Annotated in this window: 21 protein-coding genes; 10 read left to right on the top strand and 11 right to left on the bottom strand. The window is 41.3% G+C overall.

The annotated features are described in order from the left end of the window. The first annotated feature begins 14 nt into the window (after positions 1 to 14). Positions 15 to 1,142 carry a tetratricopeptide repeat protein gene (locus V7L05_RS10390; RefSeq protein WP_335164082.1) on the top strand — a complete coding sequence of 376 codons (1,128 nt, stop codon included), beginning with the start codon at positions 15 to 17 and terminating at the stop codon, positions 1,140 to 1,142. Between the two features lie 135 nt (positions 1,143 to 1,277). On the opposite strand, the gene V7L05_RS10385 is transcribed toward V7L05_RS10390, so the two are convergent. The 3 genes from V7L05_RS10385 to V7L05_RS10375 all read right to left on the bottom strand — a co-directional run bounded on the left by V7L05_RS10385 (position 1,278) and on the right by V7L05_RS10375 (position 4,574). Further along, the gene (locus V7L05_RS10385) at positions 1,278 to 1,967 is read right to left on the bottom strand and encodes a hypothetical protein (RefSeq protein WP_335164081.1); all 690 of its coding nucleotides are present in this window, start codon (positions 1,965 to 1,967) and stop codon (positions 1,278 to 1,280) included. A gap of 481 nt (positions 1,968 to 2,448) precedes the next feature. Next, positions 2,449 to 2,937 (bottom strand): DUF2267 domain-containing protein, encoded by a 489-nt coding sequence (locus tag V7L05_RS10380; protein ID WP_334951674.1) that lies wholly within the window; start codon positions 2,935 to 2,937, stop codon positions 2,449 to 2,451. Between the two features lie 209 nt (positions 2,938 to 3,146). Continuing rightward, the gene (locus V7L05_RS10375; protein ID WP_335164080.1) at positions 3,147 to 4,574 is read right to left on the bottom strand and encodes a sensor histidine kinase; all 1,428 of its coding nucleotides are present in this window, start codon (positions 4,572 to 4,574) and stop codon (positions 3,147 to 3,149) included. 409 nt (positions 4,575 to 4,983) lie between these two features. Here V7L05_RS10375 and V7L05_RS10370 point away from each other — a divergent pair, with 409 nt between their 5' ends. The 6 genes from V7L05_RS10370 (at position 4,984) to V7L05_RS10345 (ending at position 13,374) form a co-directional block, all read left to right on the top strand. After that, positions 4,984 to 5,568 (top strand): Csu type fimbrial protein, encoded by a 585-nt coding sequence (locus V7L05_RS10370; protein WP_335164079.1) that lies wholly within the window; start codon positions 4,984 to 4,986, stop codon positions 5,566 to 5,568. A gap of 649 nt (positions 5,569 to 6,217) precedes the next feature. Continuing rightward, on the top strand, positions 6,218 to 6,943 hold the full coding sequence (locus tag V7L05_RS10365; RefSeq protein WP_335164078.1) for a fimbrial biogenesis chaperone: 726 nt from the start codon (positions 6,218 to 6,220) through the stop codon (positions 6,941 to 6,943). A 426-nt stretch (positions 6,944 to 7,369) separates the two neighbouring features. Beyond that, positions 7,370 to 9,622, top strand: coding sequence for a fimbria/pilus outer membrane usher protein (locus V7L05_RS10360; protein WP_335164077.1), 2,253 nt, complete (start codon positions 7,370 to 7,372; stop codon positions 9,620 to 9,622). Positions 9,623 to 9,632: 10 nt separating this feature from the next. After that, positions 9,633 to 10,082, top strand: coding sequence for a Csu type fimbrial protein (locus tag V7L05_RS10355; protein WP_335164076.1), 450 nt, complete (start codon positions 9,633 to 9,635; stop codon positions 10,080 to 10,082). Between the two features lie 505 nt (positions 10,083 to 10,587). After that, positions 10,588 to 12,768 (top strand): polyphosphate kinase 1, encoded by a 2,181-nt coding sequence (gene ppk1 / locus V7L05_RS10350; protein ID WP_335164075.1) that lies wholly within the window; start codon positions 10,588 to 10,590, stop codon positions 12,766 to 12,768. Between the two features lie 189 nt (positions 12,769 to 12,957). Continuing rightward, a complete protein-coding gene (locus tag V7L05_RS10345) occupies positions 12,958 to 13,374 on the top strand; it encodes a response regulator (protein WP_335164074.1) in 417 nt (138 codons plus the stop codon). Positions 13,375 to 13,504: 130 nt separating this feature from the next. Here V7L05_RS10345 and V7L05_RS10340 read toward each other — a convergent pair whose 3' ends face one another. Beyond that, on the bottom strand, positions 13,505 to 13,678 hold the full coding sequence (locus V7L05_RS10340; protein WP_229463280.1) for a hypothetical protein: 174 nt from the start codon (positions 13,676 to 13,678) through the stop codon (positions 13,505 to 13,507). A 261-nt stretch (positions 13,679 to 13,939) separates the two neighbouring features. On the opposite strand from V7L05_RS10340, the gene V7L05_RS10335 reads away from it, so the two are divergent. Together V7L05_RS10335 and V7L05_RS10330 are read left to right on the top strand one after the other, a co-directional pair. Further along, positions 13,940 to 14,497 carry a DUF2854 domain-containing protein gene (locus V7L05_RS10335; RefSeq protein WP_335164073.1) on the top strand — a complete coding sequence of 186 codons (558 nt, stop codon included), beginning with the start codon at positions 13,940 to 13,942 and terminating at the stop codon, positions 14,495 to 14,497. 256 nt (positions 14,498 to 14,753) lie between these two features. Beyond that, positions 14,754 to 14,951 carry a hypothetical protein gene (locus V7L05_RS10330; protein WP_335164072.1) on the top strand — a complete coding sequence of 66 codons (198 nt, stop codon included), beginning with the start codon at positions 14,754 to 14,756 and terminating at the stop codon, positions 14,949 to 14,951. A gap of 80 nt (positions 14,952 to 15,031) precedes the next feature. Here the strand turns inward: V7L05_RS10330 and V7L05_RS10325 are convergent, their stop codons facing one another. The 4 genes from V7L05_RS10325 to V7L05_RS10310 all read right to left on the bottom strand — a co-directional run bounded on the left by V7L05_RS10325 (position 15,032) and on the right by V7L05_RS10310 (position 17,227). Beyond that, entirely contained in the window at positions 15,032 to 15,172 is a 141-nt protein-coding gene (locus V7L05_RS10325) for a hypothetical protein (protein WP_335164071.1), read from the bottom strand. After that, positions 15,162 to 15,263: a DUF2281 domain-containing protein gene (locus V7L05_RS10320; protein WP_335164070.1), complete on the bottom strand. Its 102-nt coding sequence runs from the start codon at positions 15,261 to 15,263 to the stop codon at positions 15,162 to 15,164. The genes V7L05_RS10325 and V7L05_RS10320 overlap by 11 nt, the downstream gene beginning before the upstream one ends. An 83-nt stretch (positions 15,264 to 15,346) precedes the next feature. After that, complete coding sequence (gene asnS, locus V7L05_RS10315; RefSeq protein WP_335164069.1) at positions 15,347 to 16,738, bottom strand: asparagine--tRNA ligase; 1,392 nt, start codon at positions 16,736 to 16,738, stop codon at positions 15,347 to 15,349. A gap of 126 nt (positions 16,739 to 16,864) precedes the next feature. After that, positions 16,865 to 17,227, bottom strand: a complete 363-nt coding sequence (locus tag V7L05_RS10310) for a hypothetical protein (protein ID WP_335164068.1) — start codon at positions 17,225 to 17,227, stop codon at positions 16,865 to 16,867. 105 nt (positions 17,228 to 17,332) lie between these two features. On the opposite strand from V7L05_RS10310, the gene V7L05_RS10305 reads away from it, so the two are divergent. Beyond that, a complete protein-coding gene (locus V7L05_RS10305) occupies positions 17,333 to 17,614 on the top strand; it encodes a DUF6439 family protein (protein WP_334951663.1) in 282 nt (93 codons plus the stop codon). Between the two features lie 87 nt (positions 17,615 to 17,701). On the opposite strand, the gene V7L05_RS10300 is transcribed toward V7L05_RS10305, so the two are convergent. The 3 genes from V7L05_RS10300 to V7L05_RS10290 form a co-directional block, all read right to left on the bottom strand. Beyond that, a complete protein-coding gene (locus V7L05_RS10300) occupies positions 17,702 to 18,151 on the bottom strand; it encodes an ATP-binding protein (RefSeq protein ID WP_335164067.1) in 450 nt (149 codons plus the stop codon). A gap of 390 nt (positions 18,152 to 18,541) precedes the next feature. Next, a complete protein-coding gene (gene rlmD, locus V7L05_RS10295; protein ID WP_335164066.1) occupies positions 18,542 to 19,948 on the bottom strand; it encodes a 23S rRNA (uracil(1939)-C(5))-methyltransferase RlmD in 1,407 nt (468 codons plus the stop codon). A 17-nt stretch (positions 19,949 to 19,965) separates the two neighbouring features. Next, positions 19,966 to 20,079, bottom strand: a complete 114-nt coding sequence (locus V7L05_RS10290) for a histidine kinase (RefSeq protein WP_335164065.1) — start codon at positions 20,077 to 20,079, stop codon at positions 19,966 to 19,968. Between the last annotated feature and the right edge of the window lie 6 nt (positions 20,080 to 20,085).

Below are 20,085 nucleotides of genomic sequence, written 5' to 3'. Positions count from 1 at the left end.
TACGGGTAATTTTTATGAAACAACGGCTTGTATTTCCCAGGCAAAAGGTAGGCTTAATTTGTGTCGGTAAGCCAGTGCGTTGCTCATCTCAACAGAGTTGTAGTAACTGGCGGGCGATTTCTCCTCCGCAGGTACTTTTACACAGTATTTTACTATTTACTTTTTTGCTGAGTCCGATCGCGGCGGGTGCGGTTGATATTACGCAACAACTCCATCGCCCTTTAAATAGTTCCGTCGGGCGACAATCAAGAGATGAAGCAGACAGCTTACTGGGTATCGGTCAACAACAATACGCTTCAGGATATGCTGATAAAACTATTACGTCTTGCTTACGGGCACTAAAACTATATCACTCAATTGGCGACCTGAAAGCACAAGGTCAGACTTACAATTTGCTTGCTAAGGCTTATGTCCAGCTAGGTAGTTTAAAAGAGGTGGAAGATTCTTTACGGCGAGGATTAGCGATCGCTCGTGATACTCAAGACTTCCAATCTCAGATTTTTGTGCTAAATAATATCGGTACATTTCTGCTGCAACAAGGCGAATCTGCTGCTGCTGGTAAAACAGTTGAAGATGCACTCACAATTGCTCACAATGTCAAAAACATTGAAGGGGAAGGACTATCTTTGAGTAATTTGGGATTAGTAGCAGCTAGGTTGGGAGATTATAACAGAGCGATTAAATTGTATGAAAATGCTTTAATTTTCCGTCGTCAGACTGGCGATGCCATCGGTGAAGCAAATACCCTAAATAATTTAGGAGATGCTTATTTAGCATCTAGAAATTATCAGGATACCATTGCTACTTATGGGGTAGCAATGCAGACAGCTAAAACTAACCGCGATCGCACTAATGAATTACGGGCAATTGACGGTTTAGTTAAAGCTCACAGTGCTGTAGGACGCTACGAACGAGCTTTGGATTTACTAGAACAACGTTTAACACTCGCTGAAGAATTCCAAAATTTGCCAGAAGAATTAAAATCTTTTGAGTCTTACGCTAAATTATACGAGCAGCAAGGTAATTACCTAACTGCCCGTAATTTTTACGAAAGGGCGATTATACTGGCGCGGACATTGAAAGACAGCAAACAAGAAACGCAATTGCTGGAGCAGGTAAGTAAAATGCTGCGGCGAAAGTAGGAGTACGGCATCGAAAATCTTTTACATCCTTGAAAGTAGGGGCAATACCCTGCGGTCAGCTAAAGCTACATGAATTGCCCCTACTGTTTTGCGTAAGTCCTATATAATTTAACCCACGCTCTGACTCTAACTTGATTAATTCAAGAACACTGAACCGTTTTTTTCAATTCTCATCGCACTTCTACCCTGTGCTGCATCGGTAGCTTCGTTAAATTTAACTTCTAAGCTTCCTGGTTCTGAAGAGGTTTGTGGAGTCACTAGCAACTGTCCGCCATCATCTCGTTGAAATGTCACCGTTACTGGTGCGTTTAAAGCTTGCAATATTACATCTGTGTTACCTTGTAGCGATCGCGGTGCCGTATCGCCAATCACTTGATAAGTTATATTAGCCGCAGTGTCATTCACAAACCTGACATTAACTTTACCATTATTTAGTGCGATCGTCGCGATCGGGGTTTGTGGTGGTTGGTTACTGGAATCCCCCTCTGGTATCGGCTGTTGATTTTGATCTCCAGGGGCTGGGACTGGTGATGTGACGCCTGGTTCTGTTGGAACTGGAACTTGACTTTGGCTTTGTGATGGCGTAGCAGAGATAGGAAGAAGCCCTTGAGCAGCTAATCTTTGTGTTATCGCATTGGGAGGACATCCCGGCGGCACTACAACCTGATTATTATGTGGTTCTTCGTAAAAAATCTTCGGACAAGGGTTAACTTTGGGAGCAGATTGTTGTGCTATTGCTTGAGGAATTGCTGGCAGACTAATCAGTAAGCCCCCACAAATAGCGCCAAACAACTCAGAGGACTTGCGAAATTTTTGAGACTTCATAATTGACTCCTAGAAAAACTTGATTTTTCTCTCTTAAATGTTTTTTAAAGCAGTAAATTAAATTAGGTTTAACTCATTAGTTCACATATCCAACTTTAGCAAGTGGCTCTATTTTTTGTATCTAACCAGAGGCTTGAAAATAATCTCAAGTTAGACATAAATTTTTTATCCTCAAGGCTGAAAAAGCTAAATCATTAGTGATAAATCCCAAAATTAACCAAAAAAAATAATAAAACAGAATTCAGGAGTCAAGTCAAGAGCTAGAATTCAGAATTTATTTAATTGCCATGAGCTTCGCCTGCCCTGACCCCTTCGACAAGCTCAGGGTAATACCATTTCACACAAACCCTGATACATATAGATTTCTCGTAGGGGCACAGCATTGCTGTGCCCCTACCAACGTATTTGTATCATCATTAAAGTAAAACGGGGTAAGACCTGCCGAAGTATTAATTCTGAATTCTGACTCCTGAATTCTTCTTTAAGCTTCTTCCCAAAGTTGGCGAACTTTATCAGGTAGCCAGCTAGCAATTTCCTGAATTCGTTCTGGCGATAATTCGTCTTTAGTAGCAGAAAACACCGCCTTAACAACCTGTTCGCGTTCTACATTTGGTGGCATTCCTCCTTCATTTGCCACCCGAAATAAAAAGCGATCGCTATTAATTTTAAAGATGCCAGGACCTTGCCAAGGTGGACGCACTCGACTTAAAAATCCGACAATTGGATTTGTATCGTGCCACAGGTCTGCAATATCCATTTGCAGCGATTTATCATCGGTGATTTCGGCTGGTTTTTGCAGTTCTTCCTCAACTCGGTCAGCAGCTTCTGTAGTCATCAGGTCACGCATTACCCGGAATACTACTTCGGTGATGTCTCTGGCATCGTAAAGATCAGGCAAACCACTTTCAGCCTTGACTTTTTCTAAAAATGGTATATCTTTTTCCTTGATCTCACTGGAAGAAGTTGGCATTTAACCCTCCAAAATATTATTCTTGATAGATGCATATTTGCCAAAATAAAATAGCAGTATTTACAACTACTCCGACAAAGCAGGAAGAGTAGAAATATCAAACTGTAGGAATTCAATAAATGGCTAAATATTGCAACTGTTGTTATATAAAGTAATAAATTTATTTACTTTTCTACATCTACCACAGGAAACAAAAATTTATTGCCGAATTAAGACTCAAGAGTTATTGGTAAAGTGACAGTAAACGTCGTACCCTTGCCAAGAGTACTTTCAACTTGAATATGCCCCTGGTGATGATCGACAATAGCTTGAGCGATCGCTAATCCCAATCCTGAACCAGTAGCGATCGCTGTTGCTGTATTCCCAGTTGTATGAGTACGTGCCGGATCTACCCGATAAAAGCGGTCAAACAAGCGTGGTAGTGCTTCTGTTGGAATTCCAACTCCGGTATCACTCACTTTAATTTGCAATTGGGCGCTGGTGTAACGTAGTCCAGAAACGCGATTTATTCCCTCTATCCGCGCTAATTCAACTTTCACCCGTCCACCTGCTGGACTGTAATGCAAGGCGTTAGCAATTAAATTTGTAAACAGCCGCACCAGTTGATCCCAATTGCCCACAAGGGTAAACCAATTTTCCAGTAATTCTGGGCTAGTTTCGGATGCGGGAGGATCAACTAAATCTAAAGAAAGGGCGATTTCTTTTTCAGAGACTAACAATTGTTGTTCTTCAACCACCTCCATCAGCAAAGCATCCATCGGACAAGCTGAAAAAGTATCTTTGCTAATACCACTATCCTGCCGTGCTAAAAACAGTAAGTCATTGACTAACTTACCCAAACGCTGCGTTAACCGTTCCACCACCTTTAACTGTTGCCGATACTGCAAAGAAGTAGTCGCTTCTGTCTCTGCTAAATCCAAGTCAGCAAGGGCAACTTGCACATTTGTTTGAATCAAAGTAATCGGACTTCTAAGTTCGTGGGAAGCATCAGCAGTAAATTGTTTGAGGCGTTGATAAGACTCATCTACAGGTTTCATCGCTTTACCCGAAAGAAACCAGCCACTGGCGCCAACAGAAAGCACCATTAACCCAATACCTAGCGCCAAATCAAAAATTAACTGGCGACTGGGTTTAGTGACTTCAAACCAGGGATGACTAACACGCAGATATCCTAATACTTGCCGTCCCACTTCTACCCGTTGTGTGACTTGGCGTAATAACAGTGGGGAGTGGCGAGTGGCGAGTGGGGAATTTTCACTATCTCCCTTGATTACCCGCACAGTTTCACCAGTGCGATCGCCATGAATGGGAATATTTAAAGGTTCGGATAAAGTTGACCAAAGTAACTTACCAGTTGGACTAAACCACTCTAGGTCAATGTGGTCATCTTCTACAGTGCCGGTATTGTCACGAAAACTAGCTTCTACATTAATTCGGAATCGATCAGCATGGTTGTTGATTGGCTCAATCACCAAAGATCGCTCGACTATTTCCACTACATGGTTAAGGGTATCATCAATCCGCTCAATTAGGGTACTACGAACATATAAATAAACGCCACTGGCAAACAGTAGTAGTAATACAGCAGTGACGGCAGTGTACCAAATTGCAAGACGGCGACGAGTAGCCTGAAACATATTTTTTCACCGACTTTTTAACTGAATATCCTCATAATTAATTACACAATGTCATTGCGAATGGAAAGATCGCGGTAGCGTCTGCAAGAGTAGCACAATCAAGCAACCAGAAACCCTGTGATTGTTTTTCTACACGGGTTATTTTATTAAGTATGCGTATGTAGATAAGATTTTATATAGCGAATTATACTATGCACGTTTTCTAAACTGTATTATAAGTTTCAGAATTCTTACTGAACTCATCCTGCGCTAGAACCCGTATCGTTGATTACATAGCCCACCGAAAAGGGTAAGCAATATTCGTAGTTAATGCCGTGTCAGATACTTTGAATTTCCTGCCACTCTAACCCGTCAAAGGCAGACTTTATCTCAGATCAAAACAAGTTCTGAGGAGTTAGGGTTGGATGTTATGAATTCGACGGACACGGTATTAAGGATAGATGCCAATTTGTCAACCAGCATATCAGCTATTTGGAGAATTAAGTATATGATGTTACGCCGTTTTGCTTTAGCTTCTGTTTTACTAATCGCTAGTTCTGCTGCTCCCGCAATGGCAGGTTCAGCTCCTGCTGACATTATTGTAGGAGCTACAGTTATTAATAGTTGCACTATCACTGCTGATCCCCTGGATTTCGGTGACTATGACCCACTAGTAGCTAATAAGACTCTTGATTTAGATGTCTCAGCAGATGTGAAAACAACTTGTACAAGTGGTTCTACACCGAACATTAGCTTAGGTCGGGGTTTAAATGATATTACTGGATCTGCTCTTGTCCCTGCACGTCGCTTGAAATCAGGAACCACCGACTACTTGGCGTACAACCTCCACTCAGGTTCAGTTACTGGACCTATTTGGGGAAGCGGTGGTATAGACCCTGTTGCTGACGACGGTACAGAGCAAACTACCACTGTTTTTGGTCGAGTTCCAGCTGGCCAAGTGGGCATTGTGGTGGGTACTTACGCTGATACTGTAGTAGCTACTGTCAACTTCTAACACCAAATACTTTTAGATGCTCTAGTGTCAGCACTCTCGAAAAAAAACTTGATTTTTTCAATCATAGCGGTGTTTGCCCATGAACAGCTTTTGTCACTTTGGTTCATGTAAAAATCAAAAGCCCTGATTTTATCGCTCTTGATGAATTTAAGCCTAAGTTGGATAGCCATAGAAGTTTGCAATTGCTTGGAGTAGGGGCGCACAGATGTGCGCCCCTACCCTGTATCTCATTCAAATGAAAATTGCTATATAGCGCTTCTCGTTTTTATGCAATACACTCTGATTTCACTTCCATTCCTCTCTCCTAAAAGCAGAGCCTCTAATCAAATAAAATTGCTATGGCTGCGCCTGAGTCTGGCTAAAGCGGAATATTTCAACAATTCATTCATTATTTACAAAAACTTTAATTTCTACAGTGTTTTTATTAATTATTTCAGTATTATCACTAATGCCAATTCAGTATATTGTTCATTAGATTACAGACTTGTATAATTCATAATTTGAAATAAAAATTCAGGGTTTCATCCCTGGCGAGAAGGCAAATGGGACTATCCCATATTGCTACAAATTTGCAGTGTTAAACAAAATTGGTAATGTTATGTTTTTCTTTAACAAAAAAAGTTCAATAATTTTGAGTTTACTGCTGAGTATGGGGCTGGTCATACCAGAGAAAGCTGGGGCGAGTAACTTCAGAGTCTCTCCGATTACAGTATCACTTTCTTCCAGGGTATCGAGTAAAGTTCTCACGGTACACAATGACAGTAATGAGACTTTACGCTTTCAACTTCACACCTATGCTTGGAAGCAAAATACTAAAGGTGAGATGCAGCTTGATGCTACACAAGACCTAGTAGCTTTTCCTGGCTTATTTGCCTTAAAACCTGGACAAAATCGCCTCGTGCGTGTTGGCACATTAACTCCTGTCAGTTCTATCGAAAAAACCTACCGCATTTTTATAGAAGAACTTCCCCCAGAAGCAAAACCTAATCAACAGCAAAATGTAGTCCGCATCTTAACAAAATTAGGAATTCCTATCTTTCTTCAACCTACCAAGCAAGTTGTAGATGGAGGCATTGAAAATATTGTTGTTAGCAAAAATCAGATAAATTTTCAGGTCAAAAATAGAGGCAACGTTCACTTTATTGCTCAGAAGTTGCGGATAAAAGGTATTGATGAGTCCGATAAAAGTGTTTTTGACCGCCAACGAAATGGTTGGTATGTTCTTGCTGATTCATCTCAGTCCTATGATCTAAAAATGTCTCAACAGGAGTGTAGCAAAACTCGAACTTTAGTAATTGAGGTCAAAACAACAGATAATAAAATGTTTACAGAAAAGCGGGAAATGCCCAAAGATGCTTGTAGTGCATCAAATTAAGCGTTATCCAGAGGCTAGCACAATTAAATCGTTCAAAAAATGCTTCTAATTTTAGAGGATATTTGAAAAGCTAATTTTTATCTATCCTGGCAATTAGAAATCCCGCGCCAGTTGCTCATAGGAAGAACCCGCCCAACGCAGTGTTTCCCCATCACTTGGAAAAAGACCGCACTGGCTTAGGCTATACAGACAAAACTTGCCTCCGCAGGTTATGAAACTCTTAATTTTTCCTGCTTCCCACGCAGGTGGACTTTGTTTGTGTAGTAGCGTTCGCGTCCGCGTGCCGGAGGCTCTATTCTATTCGCCAAAGACTTTTAAAACATCGTCTTAGAGAAACTTATTTAGTTAATGAGAAATTGGCATTCATTACAGTTTCTTGGTAGCCTCACTTTTTTTTTAGGTTCTAGCCTTGTAATCTGCTCTCAGGTGGCAGCACAAGATCAAAAAGCTATCTTAGAACTAACTGTTAACCAGGTTTCCCAAGGAGAAATTTTTGTTATATTACGGCAGAGCGATATTCTCGTTCGCACGTCAGACTTAGAAAAAGCACGATTACAAGGTTTCTCCGGTATTCGGGAAACCATAAATAATGAAATTTATGTCTCTCTTGTTTCACTAGCTCCTAATGTTAGCTATGAATATGATGAGAATAACCTAGCTTTGCGGATAACAGCCCAACCTCAATTACTAGGTTCTACCTCAGTAAACTTAGGACAAGAACCACCAAAAAATCTTGTCTATAGCAAAGACACGAGTGCTTTTTTTAACTATGCCTTCAATGTGCCGTTCAATGGGCAAGCATTTAATAACTATACTTTCTCTGGAGAGGCTGGGCTAAGTTTGAACGGCAACCTGCTATTTAGCAGCTTTTCGCGCAAAGGAGACGGCTCCTTTCTGCGAGGATTAACAAATCTTACTATAGATAGTCCCAAAAACTTGAATCGATTGGTAATTGGGGATACCTTTGCTAATACTGGGAATTTAGGGGGCGGACTGCTTTTGGGAGGTATTAGCTTCTCACGAGAATTTGAACTTAATCCTTATTTCGTTCGCCAACCAACCTTTGCACTATCTGGTGCTGTTGTCAACCCTTCTACATTAGAGATTTTTGTCAATGGTCAACGGGTGCGTCAGGAAGAATTGCCCCCCGGTCAGTTTCAACTAAATAATTTAGTATTACCTGTTGGTAACGGTTCTACAAAACTTGTTATCCGCGATGCTTTTGGTCGAGAACAGGTAATTACCTCACCATTCTATTTGTCTACAGGGCTTCTCAAGCCGGGGCTATCTAGCTATAGTTTTAACCTGGGCTTTCGTCGGCAGAATTTGAACTCTGATAGCTTGAATTATGGATCTCCTGTCTTCCTGGGTCAATATACTCAAGGTATAAGTAAATCCCTAACATTAGGAGGGCGTTTAGAAGTCTCGAGTAATTTAATCAGTGGTGGTTCTACTCTCACAACTGCACTGCCTTTTGGTGCGCTAGAACTATCTTTAGCCGCCAGTAGTGAATCAGGAGTTCCGGGTGCGGCTGCATCAATAGCCTATAGTTACTCCGGTAGAAGTTTTGGTTTCGGTAGTTCCCTGCGCCTATTCAGTGACAAATATGCCAACTTAAGCTTAAGTGCGTTAGACGATAGACCAAACTTAGAAACTAATGCCTTTATTTCTACAACCCTAAGTCGTAATGTGAGCTTAGGTTTACAGTATGCCTTATCTGATTTTCGCGATCGCGGACAGAGCAATCGAATTTCTCTATTCAATACTATTCGAGTCAGCGATCGGGCAAACTTATCTATAAATCTTAGCCGTTCTTCTCAACCTACAGGGTCTTCAATAAATGAGGTATTTATTGGGTTTAATTATTCTTTGGGTAACGCCAGTGCCAACGTGAATCAGAGCATCAATGATAAAAAACCTGTAACTACCTTATCTTTGCAAAAATCTCCTCCTGTTGGGGAAGGCTTTGGCTACCGCTTGCAGTTGAGTCCCAGCGAGGAACAACTACCAGGTAACGGTAGCTTAAAGTATCAAGCTCCCTTTGGTATTTATGAGTTAAATTATGATCACAACAGCAACGGCGGAAATGCAACTAACCTCAATGCTTCCGGTAGCATTGTAGCAATAGGAAACAATATCTTCTTTGCCCGTCCTGTCACAGAGGGCTATGCACTCATTCAAGTGCCAGGAGTTAGAGGAGTGCGGGGTTATATGAGTAATCAAGAAATTGGGCGAACTAATTCCAGCGGCAACCTTTTCATCCCAAACCTGCTACCATACTATGCTAATAATCTAAGAATTCAAGATGAAGATATTCCACTAGACTATAGGGTTGATGCTAACGAAAAAGTAATTGCGCCTAGCTTCCGAAGTGGAGCAATTGTTCGCTTCGCTGTACTACGTATTCAGACTATAATCGGCAATATTTCTATAGAAGCATCAGGAAAAACTATAATTCCTGTTTATGGTCAGTTAACTGTAACTATAAATGATAAACAAGCAGATTCACCTATTGGTAATCAGGGAGAATTCTATTTAGAAAATCTTGCTCCTGGTCGCTACATAGCTAATGTAGAATATGGACAAGGTGTGTGTACTTTTGATTTGAATATTCCGCAGTCTAACCAAAAAATAGTTAATTTAGGAAGCTTAAAATGTATACAGAACTCTGGAAAATAAGTAGCAAACTATGAAGAATCAGAAATCTATATTAATATTCGGAATTATTTTAAACTGCACTACTGCGTTACCTGCTTTATCCCAATGCAATGTAAGCGTTGATAGTGTAAAATTTGGTTCATACGATGTTTTTAATAATAGTTCCACAACGACTACTGGCACTATAAATTATGATTGTTCTTCGGCAATTCCATCTCCTAGCTCAATTACTATTGACCTCAGCAAAGGTAATGCTCCATCTTATACTCCCCGGCAATTGAAAAATGGAACTAATGTTCTTAATTATAATCTTTATCTAGACGCATCAGGACAATCGATTTGGGGCAATAATATAGATAGCCAACACTATATCAGTCCTAATCCAAAAAATACTGTAACTATTTATGGCATCATTCCAGCTAGGCAAAATGTCAGGATTGGAACTTATATAGATTCCATTACAGCTACAGTTAATTTTTAGCACTACTGAGTCTACTTTAGTTCGTTAATGCCAGCAGCTAACTTGATAATAGCTGCTGCATCATCAATGGTGAAAGCTTTTATACCGGGGTTAGTACCTTTGAGGATATCTGCAACATTATCAAACAGAATTCAGGAGTCAGGAGTCAGAATTCAGAATGAATTCTGTGCGACTGGCGGATGAATAATCGGGTTTAAGACCCCCAAAATTTTCTTGTTTTGTGGTCTTCAATCAGTCGTGGGTCTGAATCCCCGACTGATTGATTCTGACCGGAGCAACGGAAACGTCTCCGGCTCCGCTCCTGAATTCTGACTTCTTCTTCAACAGAAATATGGTTTGCGGGATCTAAGTCTCTCGAAAAACCTGTATTTCAGATGATTGAAAGCTGCTGTAAAACTTAGCTATTATTAACTGTTGCCTCAACATTCCGCTCAAGCACCATTTAACTTAATATGTTTATTGTCCCCCAGTTCAATGGGCTACATCTGCCTGCCCTTAGGTAATTATGGCAAAATCTAAGAAAAGCGCTACTCCCATCAATCTCAGCGATCCACAATATTATCTTAACCGAGAGTTAAGCTGGCTAGAATTTAATGGCAGGGTGTTACATGAAGCCTGTGATGATCGCACGCCCCTTCTGGAACGCCTGAAGTTTTTAGCAATCTTCTGTTCTAATTTAGATGAGTTTTTCATGGTGCGGGTTGCTGGTTTAAAGCAACAAGTAGAGGCAAAAGTCAGCCTATTAACTCCCGATGGTCGCACGCCACAACAACAGCTAGACGATATTCAGTCTAGCCTCAGTCCCCAGGTCAAGAAAGAGCACCAACATTTTGAGCAAGTACTTCGACCTCTACTAACAAATCATGGCATCCATATCCTAGATTACATAGATTTGAATCAAAAACAGCGGACTCATCTCAACAGTTATTTTGAGGAACAAGTCTTTCCAGTTTTGACACCCTTGGCTGTTGATCCTAGTCATCCCTTTCCTTTTATTTCTAATCTCAGTCTGAATCTGGCTGTTGTCGTCAAGAACCCAGACACCGAAGAAGAATTCTTTGCCAGAGTTAAAGTCCCCAGTGTTCTACCACGATTTTTGCCGATACCGCCTGAGTTGGGAACTGTGGACGAGGGAAAACCTGCCCATTGGACGGGAGTGCCTTTAGAACAAGCGATCGCTCATAACTTGGAATCTCTATTTCCAGGGATGAACATTCAAGAATATCATCCGTTCCGTATTACCCGTGACGCTGATTTGGTCTTAGAAGAAGATGAAGCAGATGACTTGTTGTTAGCTATCGAACAGGAACTGCGAAAACGGCGGCTAGGTGGAAGTCCAGTCCGGCTAGAAATTCAGTCCCAGACTCCTGAAATAGTGCGATTGCGATTATTACATGATTTGGAATTAACAGAAACTGATCTCTACGAAGTCGACGGTCTTTTAGGACTGCGGGATTTAATGTATTTTATGTCCTTGCCATTGCCAGAACTCAAAGATCCACCACGCCAATCTGTTGTACCATTACGTCTGCAAAGGCTGAGGGAACCGAGTTTAGATCCAGATACGCTGGAGACGGACGAAGGAAAAGACTTTTTTGCTGTGATTCGGGAAAAGGATTTGCTAGTACACCATCCCTATCAATCCTTTTCGGCTACAGTAGTGCGCTTTATTACCCATGCCGCCTATGACTCGAATGTGTTAGCCATCAAGATGACACTTTACCGGACTTCTGGTGACTCCCCCATCGTTAACGCCTTAATTGCCGCCGCCGAAAATGGTAAGCAGGTATCTGTACTGGTGGAATTAAAGGCGCGATTTGATGAGGAGAATAATATTTACTGGGCAAAACGACTAGAAAGAGTTGGAGTTCATGTTGTCTATGGTCTCGTAGGGCTGAAAACCCATAGTAAAACCGTCATGGTGGTACGGCGGGAAAAAGACCGGATACGTCGCTACGTGCATATTGGTACCGGTAATTATAACCCCAAAACGGCACGGCTGTATACAGATTTAGGATTGTTCAGTTGCCGTGAAGAATTGGGTGCTGATGTCACAGATTTATTTAATTTCTTGACAGGATACTCTCTGCAAAAGTCTTATCGAGAGTTGCTGGTTGCACCTGTGAATATGCGCGATCGCTTTTTGGCACTAATTCACCGCGAAATCGAAAATGTTCAAAATGGATTTACTGGACGCATTGTTGCCAAAATGAATGCCCTAGTCGATCCGGAAATTATCGCTACTTTATATGAAGCTTCCCGCGCCGGAGTGCAAATCGACTTAATTATTAGGGGCGTTTGCTGTTTGCGCCCAGGACTCAAAGACATTAGTGAAAACATTTGCATAATCAGCATTGTCGGTCGCTTTTTAGAACACTCTCGCATTTTTTATTTTCATAACAACACACAGGAGGAAATCTATATCGGCAGTGCCGACTGGATGCGCCGCAACCTAGATCGCCGAGTGGAAGTAATTACCCCAGTTAAAGACCCGGACATCGCCAAAGATTTGCAAGAAATCATGGGAATTATGCTCGCAGATAATCGCCAAGCTTGGGAATTACAAGCCGATGGTACTTACATTCAACGGCGTCCCTATGATGATTCTCCAGAAGCTAATTCACAAAAAATTATCATGAATATGGCATTACGCTCAACTGGTGTCGCCTCAAACCTGATTGATTAAAAAATAAGTTACTTCTACCTTGACAACTAGCTCAACTTAGTTTTATTAGAAAACTTGAATTTTTGAGAAGTTATCTAAGTTGTTTGTCATCGGTTCAAACAACTTATTCAACCATAGGATAGAGTCAGTGTTGGCACTTGTTCCCATAAACTAGAGAGGTTATTTTGAATAATTTCGTCTTTCCCCTCAATGTTAATGTTATCCTGTGAGCTTTCTACCTTGCGTGTTCTAGTAGTTGATGACCACGAACTGACTCGTTTAACCTTACAATTAGTTTTTTCTTGCCAGGAAAATATTCAAGTAGTAGGTTTAGCCAGTAATGGTGAAGAAGCTATAGAAATGGTTAAACGTTGCCATCCTGACGTGATTATTCTAGATTTACAAATGCCAGTCATGGATGGTTGGAGCGCCTCTAGTCACATTAAAGCTATATCTCCGAACACCCAAATCCTTGCTTACTCCTCAGTGGAAGATGTAAATTTTCAGGGGACAAAGGCAATGTCTAGCTTTGATGACGTTTGCAAGAAAGATATACCGACAAGGGAACTTATTGCCTTAGTTAGGCAGTTGGGTCAGCGTACAGGAAATGCTCCAGTTGCAGGATAAATTATACAGCTATGTTGCGATCGCCAACTCAGCCTGAGTTAAATTCTGGGGATTTGAGGACGTGATAGTACTGAGGAGCGTCGGTACACCCTGAAGTTTACGGTTAAACCGACGCAATTTTTGATAATCTCTACTCTACCGGAATGGTGCGTCTAAATTCATCAATTAATTCATCCAGTTCTTCCAAAGCCTGATTTACGTCAACTCTCAAAGTTCCCAGGTTTGGTTGTTCCAGTAGACTTAATAGGTACTCGCGTTTACTTTGAACTGCGACAATTCGTTCTTTTATAGTCTGTATATCCATTATTTTTTCCCATCTTTAACTACCTCTAAATTTAAAGTTAACTCAAAATCCAACATTCTGGGGCACTAAGTAGCTCAACCTAATTAAACATCAAATGCTCAGGAGATAGATACCCGACTTCTTAGAGAAGTCGGGTATCTATGTATTTTGTTTATTTATACCACCTACTTACTGACTTAAGTTAATATTCTTCCCTAATTTGTTAGTCATAGCCGATGATAATAAAACTGAGGTATTAATAATTTATACTAATTTAAGCTCATGCTACGCCAAATCTCTTTGGGAACACTCGGTTTAACTATCGGCGGCATCTTAACCATCATTGGCTTTGTCGCCTATGCTGCTAATAATGCCACACTCAATCTTGTCGGATTTTTTTACGGAATTCCTCTATTGTTGGGAGGGCTGGCGCTGAAAGCTAATGAACTTAAGCCAATACCATTTAGCGAAACTACGTCACCGTCAGCATTGATACTGCGCCAGCAGCAAGCAACTGAGACTCAAAATAAAATTCGCCAAGACATCACCCGATATCGCTACGGTCAAGATGCTCATCTAGATACAACACTTTCTTTTCTAGGTTTGAGTCCCACAGACCAGGAACGGCCAACAGTCACAGGGTTGCGAGAAACAGAAGTTAATGGGGGCTATGCCCTAATTTTAGAATTTGATTCGCCGCTAATACCAATTGATGTGTGGCAAAAAAAGCAGGAAAAAATGACCAACTATTTTGGTCCTGGATTGGAAATTCAAATAACGCAGCCATCTGAAAATACAGTTGAGCTAGCGCTGATCAATACTCAAAAAGAGTCAATATAATTTATGATTAATAATTCCTAATTTAAATCAGTGGTAGCTCCTGAACTCTCCACTGATTTAAGACCACTGAAGTGAACTACCTCGCCGTAAGACGGACGGGGCTTCCCAATTCATCAGGAATAGCCTCCAGAACTGCGTAGTTCTAGAAAGTCTTACATTCCCTCCACTACAAAGAAATATAGCTGCTGCCAGTGGCATTCTAGCAGGTCTGGTGTTAAAGAAAGATGTAATTAGGAAGATTTTCAGGAGTGAGATTATGCGCGAATCAGTCATTTATCAAGAAATCCTAGAAGAAGGCGAAGCCAAAGGCGAAGCCAAAGGCAAAGCTGAAACAACAAGAAAGTTGACTTTAAATTTGCTGAGAATTGGAATGAGTTTAGAACAAATTGCTCAAGTTACGGAATTATCTATTGAGCAAATTCAAGTTTTACAAGAGGAGATTCAAAAATCTTAATTTTAACTAATCGCTTTATAAAATACACGGCTATACAAGCAAAACCCGCAATCGCGGGTTTCAAAGTTTTTATGTGATATCTACCACTGAATTTTCCCACGCGCCAAGCGTTCTTCATAATCTTCTAAATTAGATAAATAGTCAGAAAAATCTGATTCCACTATTTCCACCGACTCACTAAATTGAAGCCATAATTCCCAGTTATTACTGCTATGCTTCATTAAATAGGAAGTCTATAAAATCACTTACTTCCTGAACTAAAGATTCTGGCATTTGCCGAATTTTACCAATGGTTTGGTCTTGTAGATTCATGATAAATATGTTCTGTTGGATTTCTCTTTATCCACAATAGTCAAAGACCTGGCTATTTCCAATTGCCAGGTGTAAAATATAAACTAAAACTCAGCACTTTGCGGTGTACGCGGAAACGGAATCACATCACGAATATTTCCCATACCAGTCATAAATTGCACGAGTCGTTCAAAACCCAACCCAAAACCAGCATGAGGGACAGTACCATAACGACGCAAATCGAGATACCACCACAAGTCTTCTGGGTTTAATCCTTGCGCTAACACGCGGCGTTCTAAAACTTCTAAACGTTCTTCTCGCTGGGAACCGCCAACAATCTCGCCAATTTTCGGTGCGAGAATATCCATTGCACGTACAGTTTTTTCATCGTCGTTTAAGCGCATATAAAAAGCTTTGATTTGCGCTGGATAATCTGTGACGATCGCAGGCTTTTTAAATAATTGTTCAGCTAGGTAGCGTTCGTGTTCTGATTGTAAATCTAAACCCCAACTCACCGGATATTCAAATTTAACATCAGCTTTTTCTAAAAGTGCGATCGCTTCTGTATAAGTTAAGCGCTCAAACTGATTATTAATAATATTTTCGGCTGTTGTCAACACAGATTTATCAATGCGTTCATTGAAAAATTCCATATCTTCTGGGCAAGTTTCCAACACATATTTAAAAATGTGTTTGAGAAACGCCTCAGCTAAATCCATATCGCCTTCTAAGTCACAAAAAGCCATTTCTGGCTCAACCATCCAAAATTCTGCTAAGTGGCGGGAGGTGTTGGAATTTTCTGCACGGAAGGTAGGTCCGAAGGTGTAGACGTTAGAAAACGCCATCGCCATCACTTCCGCTTCCAACTGGCCGCTAACTGTTAAATATGTGGGTTTAGCAAAAAAGTCTTGGCTGTAATCTACTGCTTGGTTTTCTGTGCGGGGAATATTCTTTAAATCTAAACTGGTAACGCTAAACAGTTCACCCGCGCCTTCGCAGTCGCTAGCAGTGATGATGGGTGTGTGTACCCACAAAAAGCCTCTTTCGTGGAAAAATTGGTGAATTGCTGTCGAACAAGCATTTCTGACGCGGAAAACTGCACCAAAAGAATTAGTCCGCGATCGCAAATGTCCAATGGTTCGCAGAAACTCAAAGGAATGGCGTTTCTTTTGCAGGGGATATGTATCGGGATCAGCTTCTCCGTAAACTTTCACTGTCTCGGCTTTCAACTCAATTCGCTGTCCTTTACCAAGAGAAGCCACTAATACCCCTGTCACCTCAACAGCAGCACCTGTATTCAGTTTTTTTAATGTAGCTTCGTAATCTGACAAATCCTGATTAATGACGACTTGCAAATTAGCTAGTGATGAGCCGTCATTGACTTCAATAAAAGCAAACCCTTTGGAATCGCGTTTCGTCCGCACCCAGCCTTGAACTTGGAGGGACTCATCAGGTTGACCACTTCGCAATATTTCTGCAATCCGTCGATTTACCATATTTTACAGCTTGTATTTCGTCAACGTCAGGAGTACGGATATTAAATAATCTTAACGATTTCACCCAATCCAAAATCCAAAATCGTTCGACTGAGCGTAGCCGAAGTCCAAAATCCAAAATTGAGATTACCCAGCATAAGACTTTAATATCCAGCCTATGATAACGCCCATTCCACCAAAGCGGACGACTTGCCAGAAAGGTTTTTTGAGGCTACGCCAAGAAAATAACTGGCTTTCTAAGTTTTGTTCTAGCATTTCCAACTGCTGTTGAATTTGCCGTAACTCTGCTTTGATTTCTGGTGTCTGAGATTTATTATGTTTCTGTTGATCCCGACGCTGTTGCCATTGTGCCTGTTGTTGGCGATCGCGTTGTACTTGATCATACCGCTCTTTTAAGGACAGGAGCGATCGCTCTACTTCTTCTAGTTCTTGTTCAAAATCTGGTTCGGGATTTTCCCCTGGCGGTTGTGATTGTTTAGACGACTTCATATACAAGTAGTAAACTAAGATTAAATGCGAGTCTGCCAATAGTCAAAATTAAAACTATGAGTTTTTGACTCAGCACTCAGCACTTAGCACTCAGCACTCATAATTATGTCTCAATCTACCCAGCTGCCGAAAACCAGTCAACTGAATGAACTTAGTACTCTGGAAATAGCTCAAGTCCTCATGGAAAGGCTGAGTATCTCCCCTAATGATTGGCATCGCCTCAAGTCTAACCGCAATTCCCGCGCTAATGAACAAGTGGCAGCAGCGATTGTGTATCTTTTAAAGAATCAGCCACAAGAAGCTCAAGCTAGATTAGAACAAGCAGTTGGTTGGTTAGATCGCTCTATTTCTGCCCCTCCTTGTCCAACTCATGGGAGTAGGGAGTAGGGAGTAGGGAGTAGGGAGTAGGGAATATAAAAAATCAATCAACTAATAACTTTCCTCACTCCCCACTCACCATTCCCCACTCCCCTTTTATCGCCGCAGAGATAATCCCCGGCGATTTTCCATTTGTTTACAAAGCCTCAATTCTGTGCCTTTGCGGTTCCACTCTACCTGATCAAAAATTTGATGGAGAAGAGATAAACCACGACCACTTTCTGCCTCATCTGGTGGCAGATAGTCTGTTGACTCTTCATCACTACTAGATGAAGGAGTAAAGCCGCTACCCTGGTCTGATATTATCCACCAATATTGATTATCTATTAAGGAAAAACGCACTACAACTGTTTTACTTGGATCAAGATTATTGCCATGTTTAGCGGCGTTTACTAGGGCTTCTTGAAGTCCTAACCGCAATTCTGCTTGTAACTTTGCTGGGATTTCTGCCAACAGTAAATCTAATATGGGACAAAGATAGAGGGTTGAGGCAAAACTAATAGTGCCCCAATAGCGTCCAACTGGACGGAGTGAAATAGTAATCACAAGAGAAACCCCATAGCTTTCAGTTAGCTAGACATCAGTTTGCTATTACAGGCACCCTGATAAAACTTGAGGTGGTCATGCTGCCTTCAAACTTGCGTCTTTAAAACTAAATTTTGAAAATGCTAGGGAGCATTGGCTTTATGTATGAGTTGGGATTGTTTAGATATATAGCGGCTGGAATAAATTTGATAATGAAGTCAGCATCTTAAAAAGATACTAGTAATTTCAGAGAGTATTGGCATACTCTAGTTAATTGCCGATCTGTCATTTAGACAATCCAATTTCACATTTTTAAGAGCCTATGCAACTTGAATTTCTTTAAACAAAATGAATTTCTATTTTTAGCTTAATTTAATTTTAGCATCTTTAGTATGCAGTAGACTAAAAATTTCAAATTTCAGTTTTTTTAAAGGAATTACTACCCTTGTCCAAATGTGATAGCACAAGAAAGGCGGCAGCTTCAACATGAGCAGTTTGAGGAAAAAAATCAGCAGGTTGCACCCGTGTGATAGTATATTGCCCATCTTGACAAAGCAATTTCAGGTCACGGGCGAGGGTAGATACTTTACAGCTGACGTAAACGATCCGAGATGGTTTCAATTGCCGTAAAGTGTCGATGACAGCGCGATCGCACCCTTTACGTGGCGGATCGAGTATTACTACATCTGGTATTGTGTCCATTTTGGGAAGCAATTTTTCTACTGCCCCGACTTGGAATGTCACATTATCAATTCCGTTGCGGTGGGCATTCAAAATAGCTTGGTCTACTGCTGCTGGTTGCACTTCTAATCCTGTAGCAATACGTACTTTTTTGGCGAGGGGTAAAGTTAAAGTCCCAATACCACAGTAGGCATCAACTAGCAACTCATGCCCTTGAAGATTGAGTTCTGATTGAATTACCTGCAATAGTGCCTCTGCTGTTTCTGTATACACTTGGAAAAATGTATCTGGGCGCACTTGAAATTCCAGTCCAGCAAAATTTTCACGCAGGTGTGGTACTCCAGCGATGCAACGGGTTTCTGATCCAAAGATAGCATTTGTGCGATCGCCGTTGCGATTGAGCGACACTCCCACTAACTGGGGATAGCGCTTTAACCATTCCTGGGCTTGGGTTTCAATTCCTGATAAATTCCAGTCCTTCACCACCAAAGTCAGCAACATTTCCCCAGTGTGTCGCCCAATGCGTAAACTGAGATGGCGAATTTTCCCTTGGTGACGCTGTTCGTCGTAAATTTGCCAACCCCGTTGTTGAATATCCTGCTTAACTTCGGCTAATAAAGGATTTAATCGGGCGTCTTGGACTGGACATTGATTTAAGTTAATTAATTGGTGGCTACCTTTTTGATAGTATCCAGCTTGTACCTGTCCTGTTGCCGATGTACCCAAAGGATATGTAGATTTGTTACGGTAATTTAAAGCAGAAGGGGCGGCGAGTACCCGATCTACCGGTGGTTGGACAAAACCGCCAATGCGTTCCAAAGCTTGGATAACTTGATTTTGCTTGGCTGCTAGCTGGTAACTATAATCAATATGCTGCCACTGACAACCACCGCACTTATCCGCCACAATACAACTAGGTCTAATCCGGTGGGGGGATCGTTCCAATAGCTCCTGGAGCTTCCCGTGGGCGTATTTGGGTTTAACATGTACTAAGCGGACGATCGCGCGATCGCCTGGTACAGTATCCGGGACAAACACAACACGCTCATCAGCGCGTCCCACACCATCACCTGTATCACTCAGATTAGCGATCGTCACTTCAATTAATTCACCCTGTTGCCAAATTATTTTAGTCATTAGTTATTTGTCATTGGTCATTTGTCATTAGTCATTGGGCATTGGGCATTGGGCATTGGGCATTGGGCATTGGTTATTTCTCCCTCATCTCCCTCATCTCCCTCATCTCCCTCATCTCCCCCACTCCCCACTCCCCA

Source organism: Nostoc sp. (assembly GCF_036917755.1).
Lineage (GTDB): Bacteria > Cyanobacteriota > Cyanobacteriia > Cyanobacteriales > Nostocaceae > Nostoc.
This window is presented reverse-complemented; position numbering and strand designations above follow the sequence as displayed.

Excerpts from the sequence above, each read along its gene's own strand:
- V7L05_RS10390 (WP_335164082.1), top strand. The coding sequence starts at position 15 with ATGAAACAACGGCTTGTATTTCCCAGGCAAAAGGTAGGCTTAATTTGT.
- V7L05_RS10385 (WP_335164081.1), bottom strand. The coding sequence starts at position 1,967 with ATGAAGTCTCAAAAATTTCGCAAGTCCTCTGAGTTGTTTGGCGCTATT.
- V7L05_RS10380 (WP_334951674.1), bottom strand. The coding sequence starts at position 2,937 with ATGCCAACTTCTTCCAGTGAGATCAAGGAAAAAGATATACCATTTTTA.
- V7L05_RS10375 (WP_335164080.1), bottom strand. The coding sequence starts at position 4,574 with ATGTTTCAGGCTACTCGTCGCCGTCTTGCAATTTGGTACACTGCCGTC.
- V7L05_RS10370 (WP_335164079.1), top strand. The coding sequence starts at position 4,984 with ATGAATTCGACGGACACGGTATTAAGGATAGATGCCAATTTGTCAACC.
- V7L05_RS10365 (WP_335164078.1), top strand. The coding sequence starts at position 6,218 with ATGGGGCTGGTCATACCAGAGAAAGCTGGGGCGAGTAACTTCAGAGTC.
- V7L05_RS10355 (WP_335164076.1), top strand. The coding sequence starts at position 9,633 with ATGAAGAATCAGAAATCTATATTAATATTCGGAATTATTTTAAACTGC.
- ppk1 (WP_335164075.1), top strand. The coding sequence starts at position 10,588 with ATGGCAAAATCTAAGAAAAGCGCTACTCCCATCAATCTCAGCGATCCA.
- V7L05_RS10345 (WP_335164074.1), top strand. The coding sequence starts at position 12,958 with ATGTTAATGTTATCCTGTGAGCTTTCTACCTTGCGTGTTCTAGTAGTT.
- V7L05_RS10340 (WP_229463280.1), bottom strand. The coding sequence starts at position 13,678 with ATGGATATACAGACTATAAAAGAACGAATTGTCGCAGTTCAAAGTAAA.
- V7L05_RS10335 (WP_335164073.1), top strand. The coding sequence starts at position 13,940 with ATGCTACGCCAAATCTCTTTGGGAACACTCGGTTTAACTATCGGCGGC.
- V7L05_RS10330 (WP_335164072.1), top strand. The coding sequence starts at position 14,754 with ATGCGCGAATCAGTCATTTATCAAGAAATCCTAGAAGAAGGCGAAGCC.
- V7L05_RS10325 (WP_335164071.1), bottom strand. The coding sequence starts at position 15,172 with ATGAAGCATAGCAGTAATAACTGGGAATTATGGCTTCAATTTAGTGAG.
- V7L05_RS10320 (WP_335164070.1), bottom strand. The coding sequence starts at position 15,263 with ATGAATCTACAAGACCAAACCATTGGTAAAATTCGGCAAATGCCAGAA.
- asnS (WP_335164069.1), bottom strand. The coding sequence starts at position 16,738 with ATGGTAAATCGACGGATTGCAGAAATATTGCGAAGTGGTCAACCTGAT.
- V7L05_RS10310 (WP_335164068.1), bottom strand. The coding sequence starts at position 17,227 with ATGAAGTCGTCTAAACAATCACAACCGCCAGGGGAAAATCCCGAACCA.
- V7L05_RS10305 (WP_334951663.1), top strand. The coding sequence starts at position 17,333 with ATGTCTCAATCTACCCAGCTGCCGAAAACCAGTCAACTGAATGAACTT.
- rlmD (WP_335164066.1), bottom strand. The coding sequence starts at position 19,948 with ATGACTAAAATAATTTGGCAACAGGGTGAATTAATTGAAGTGACGATC.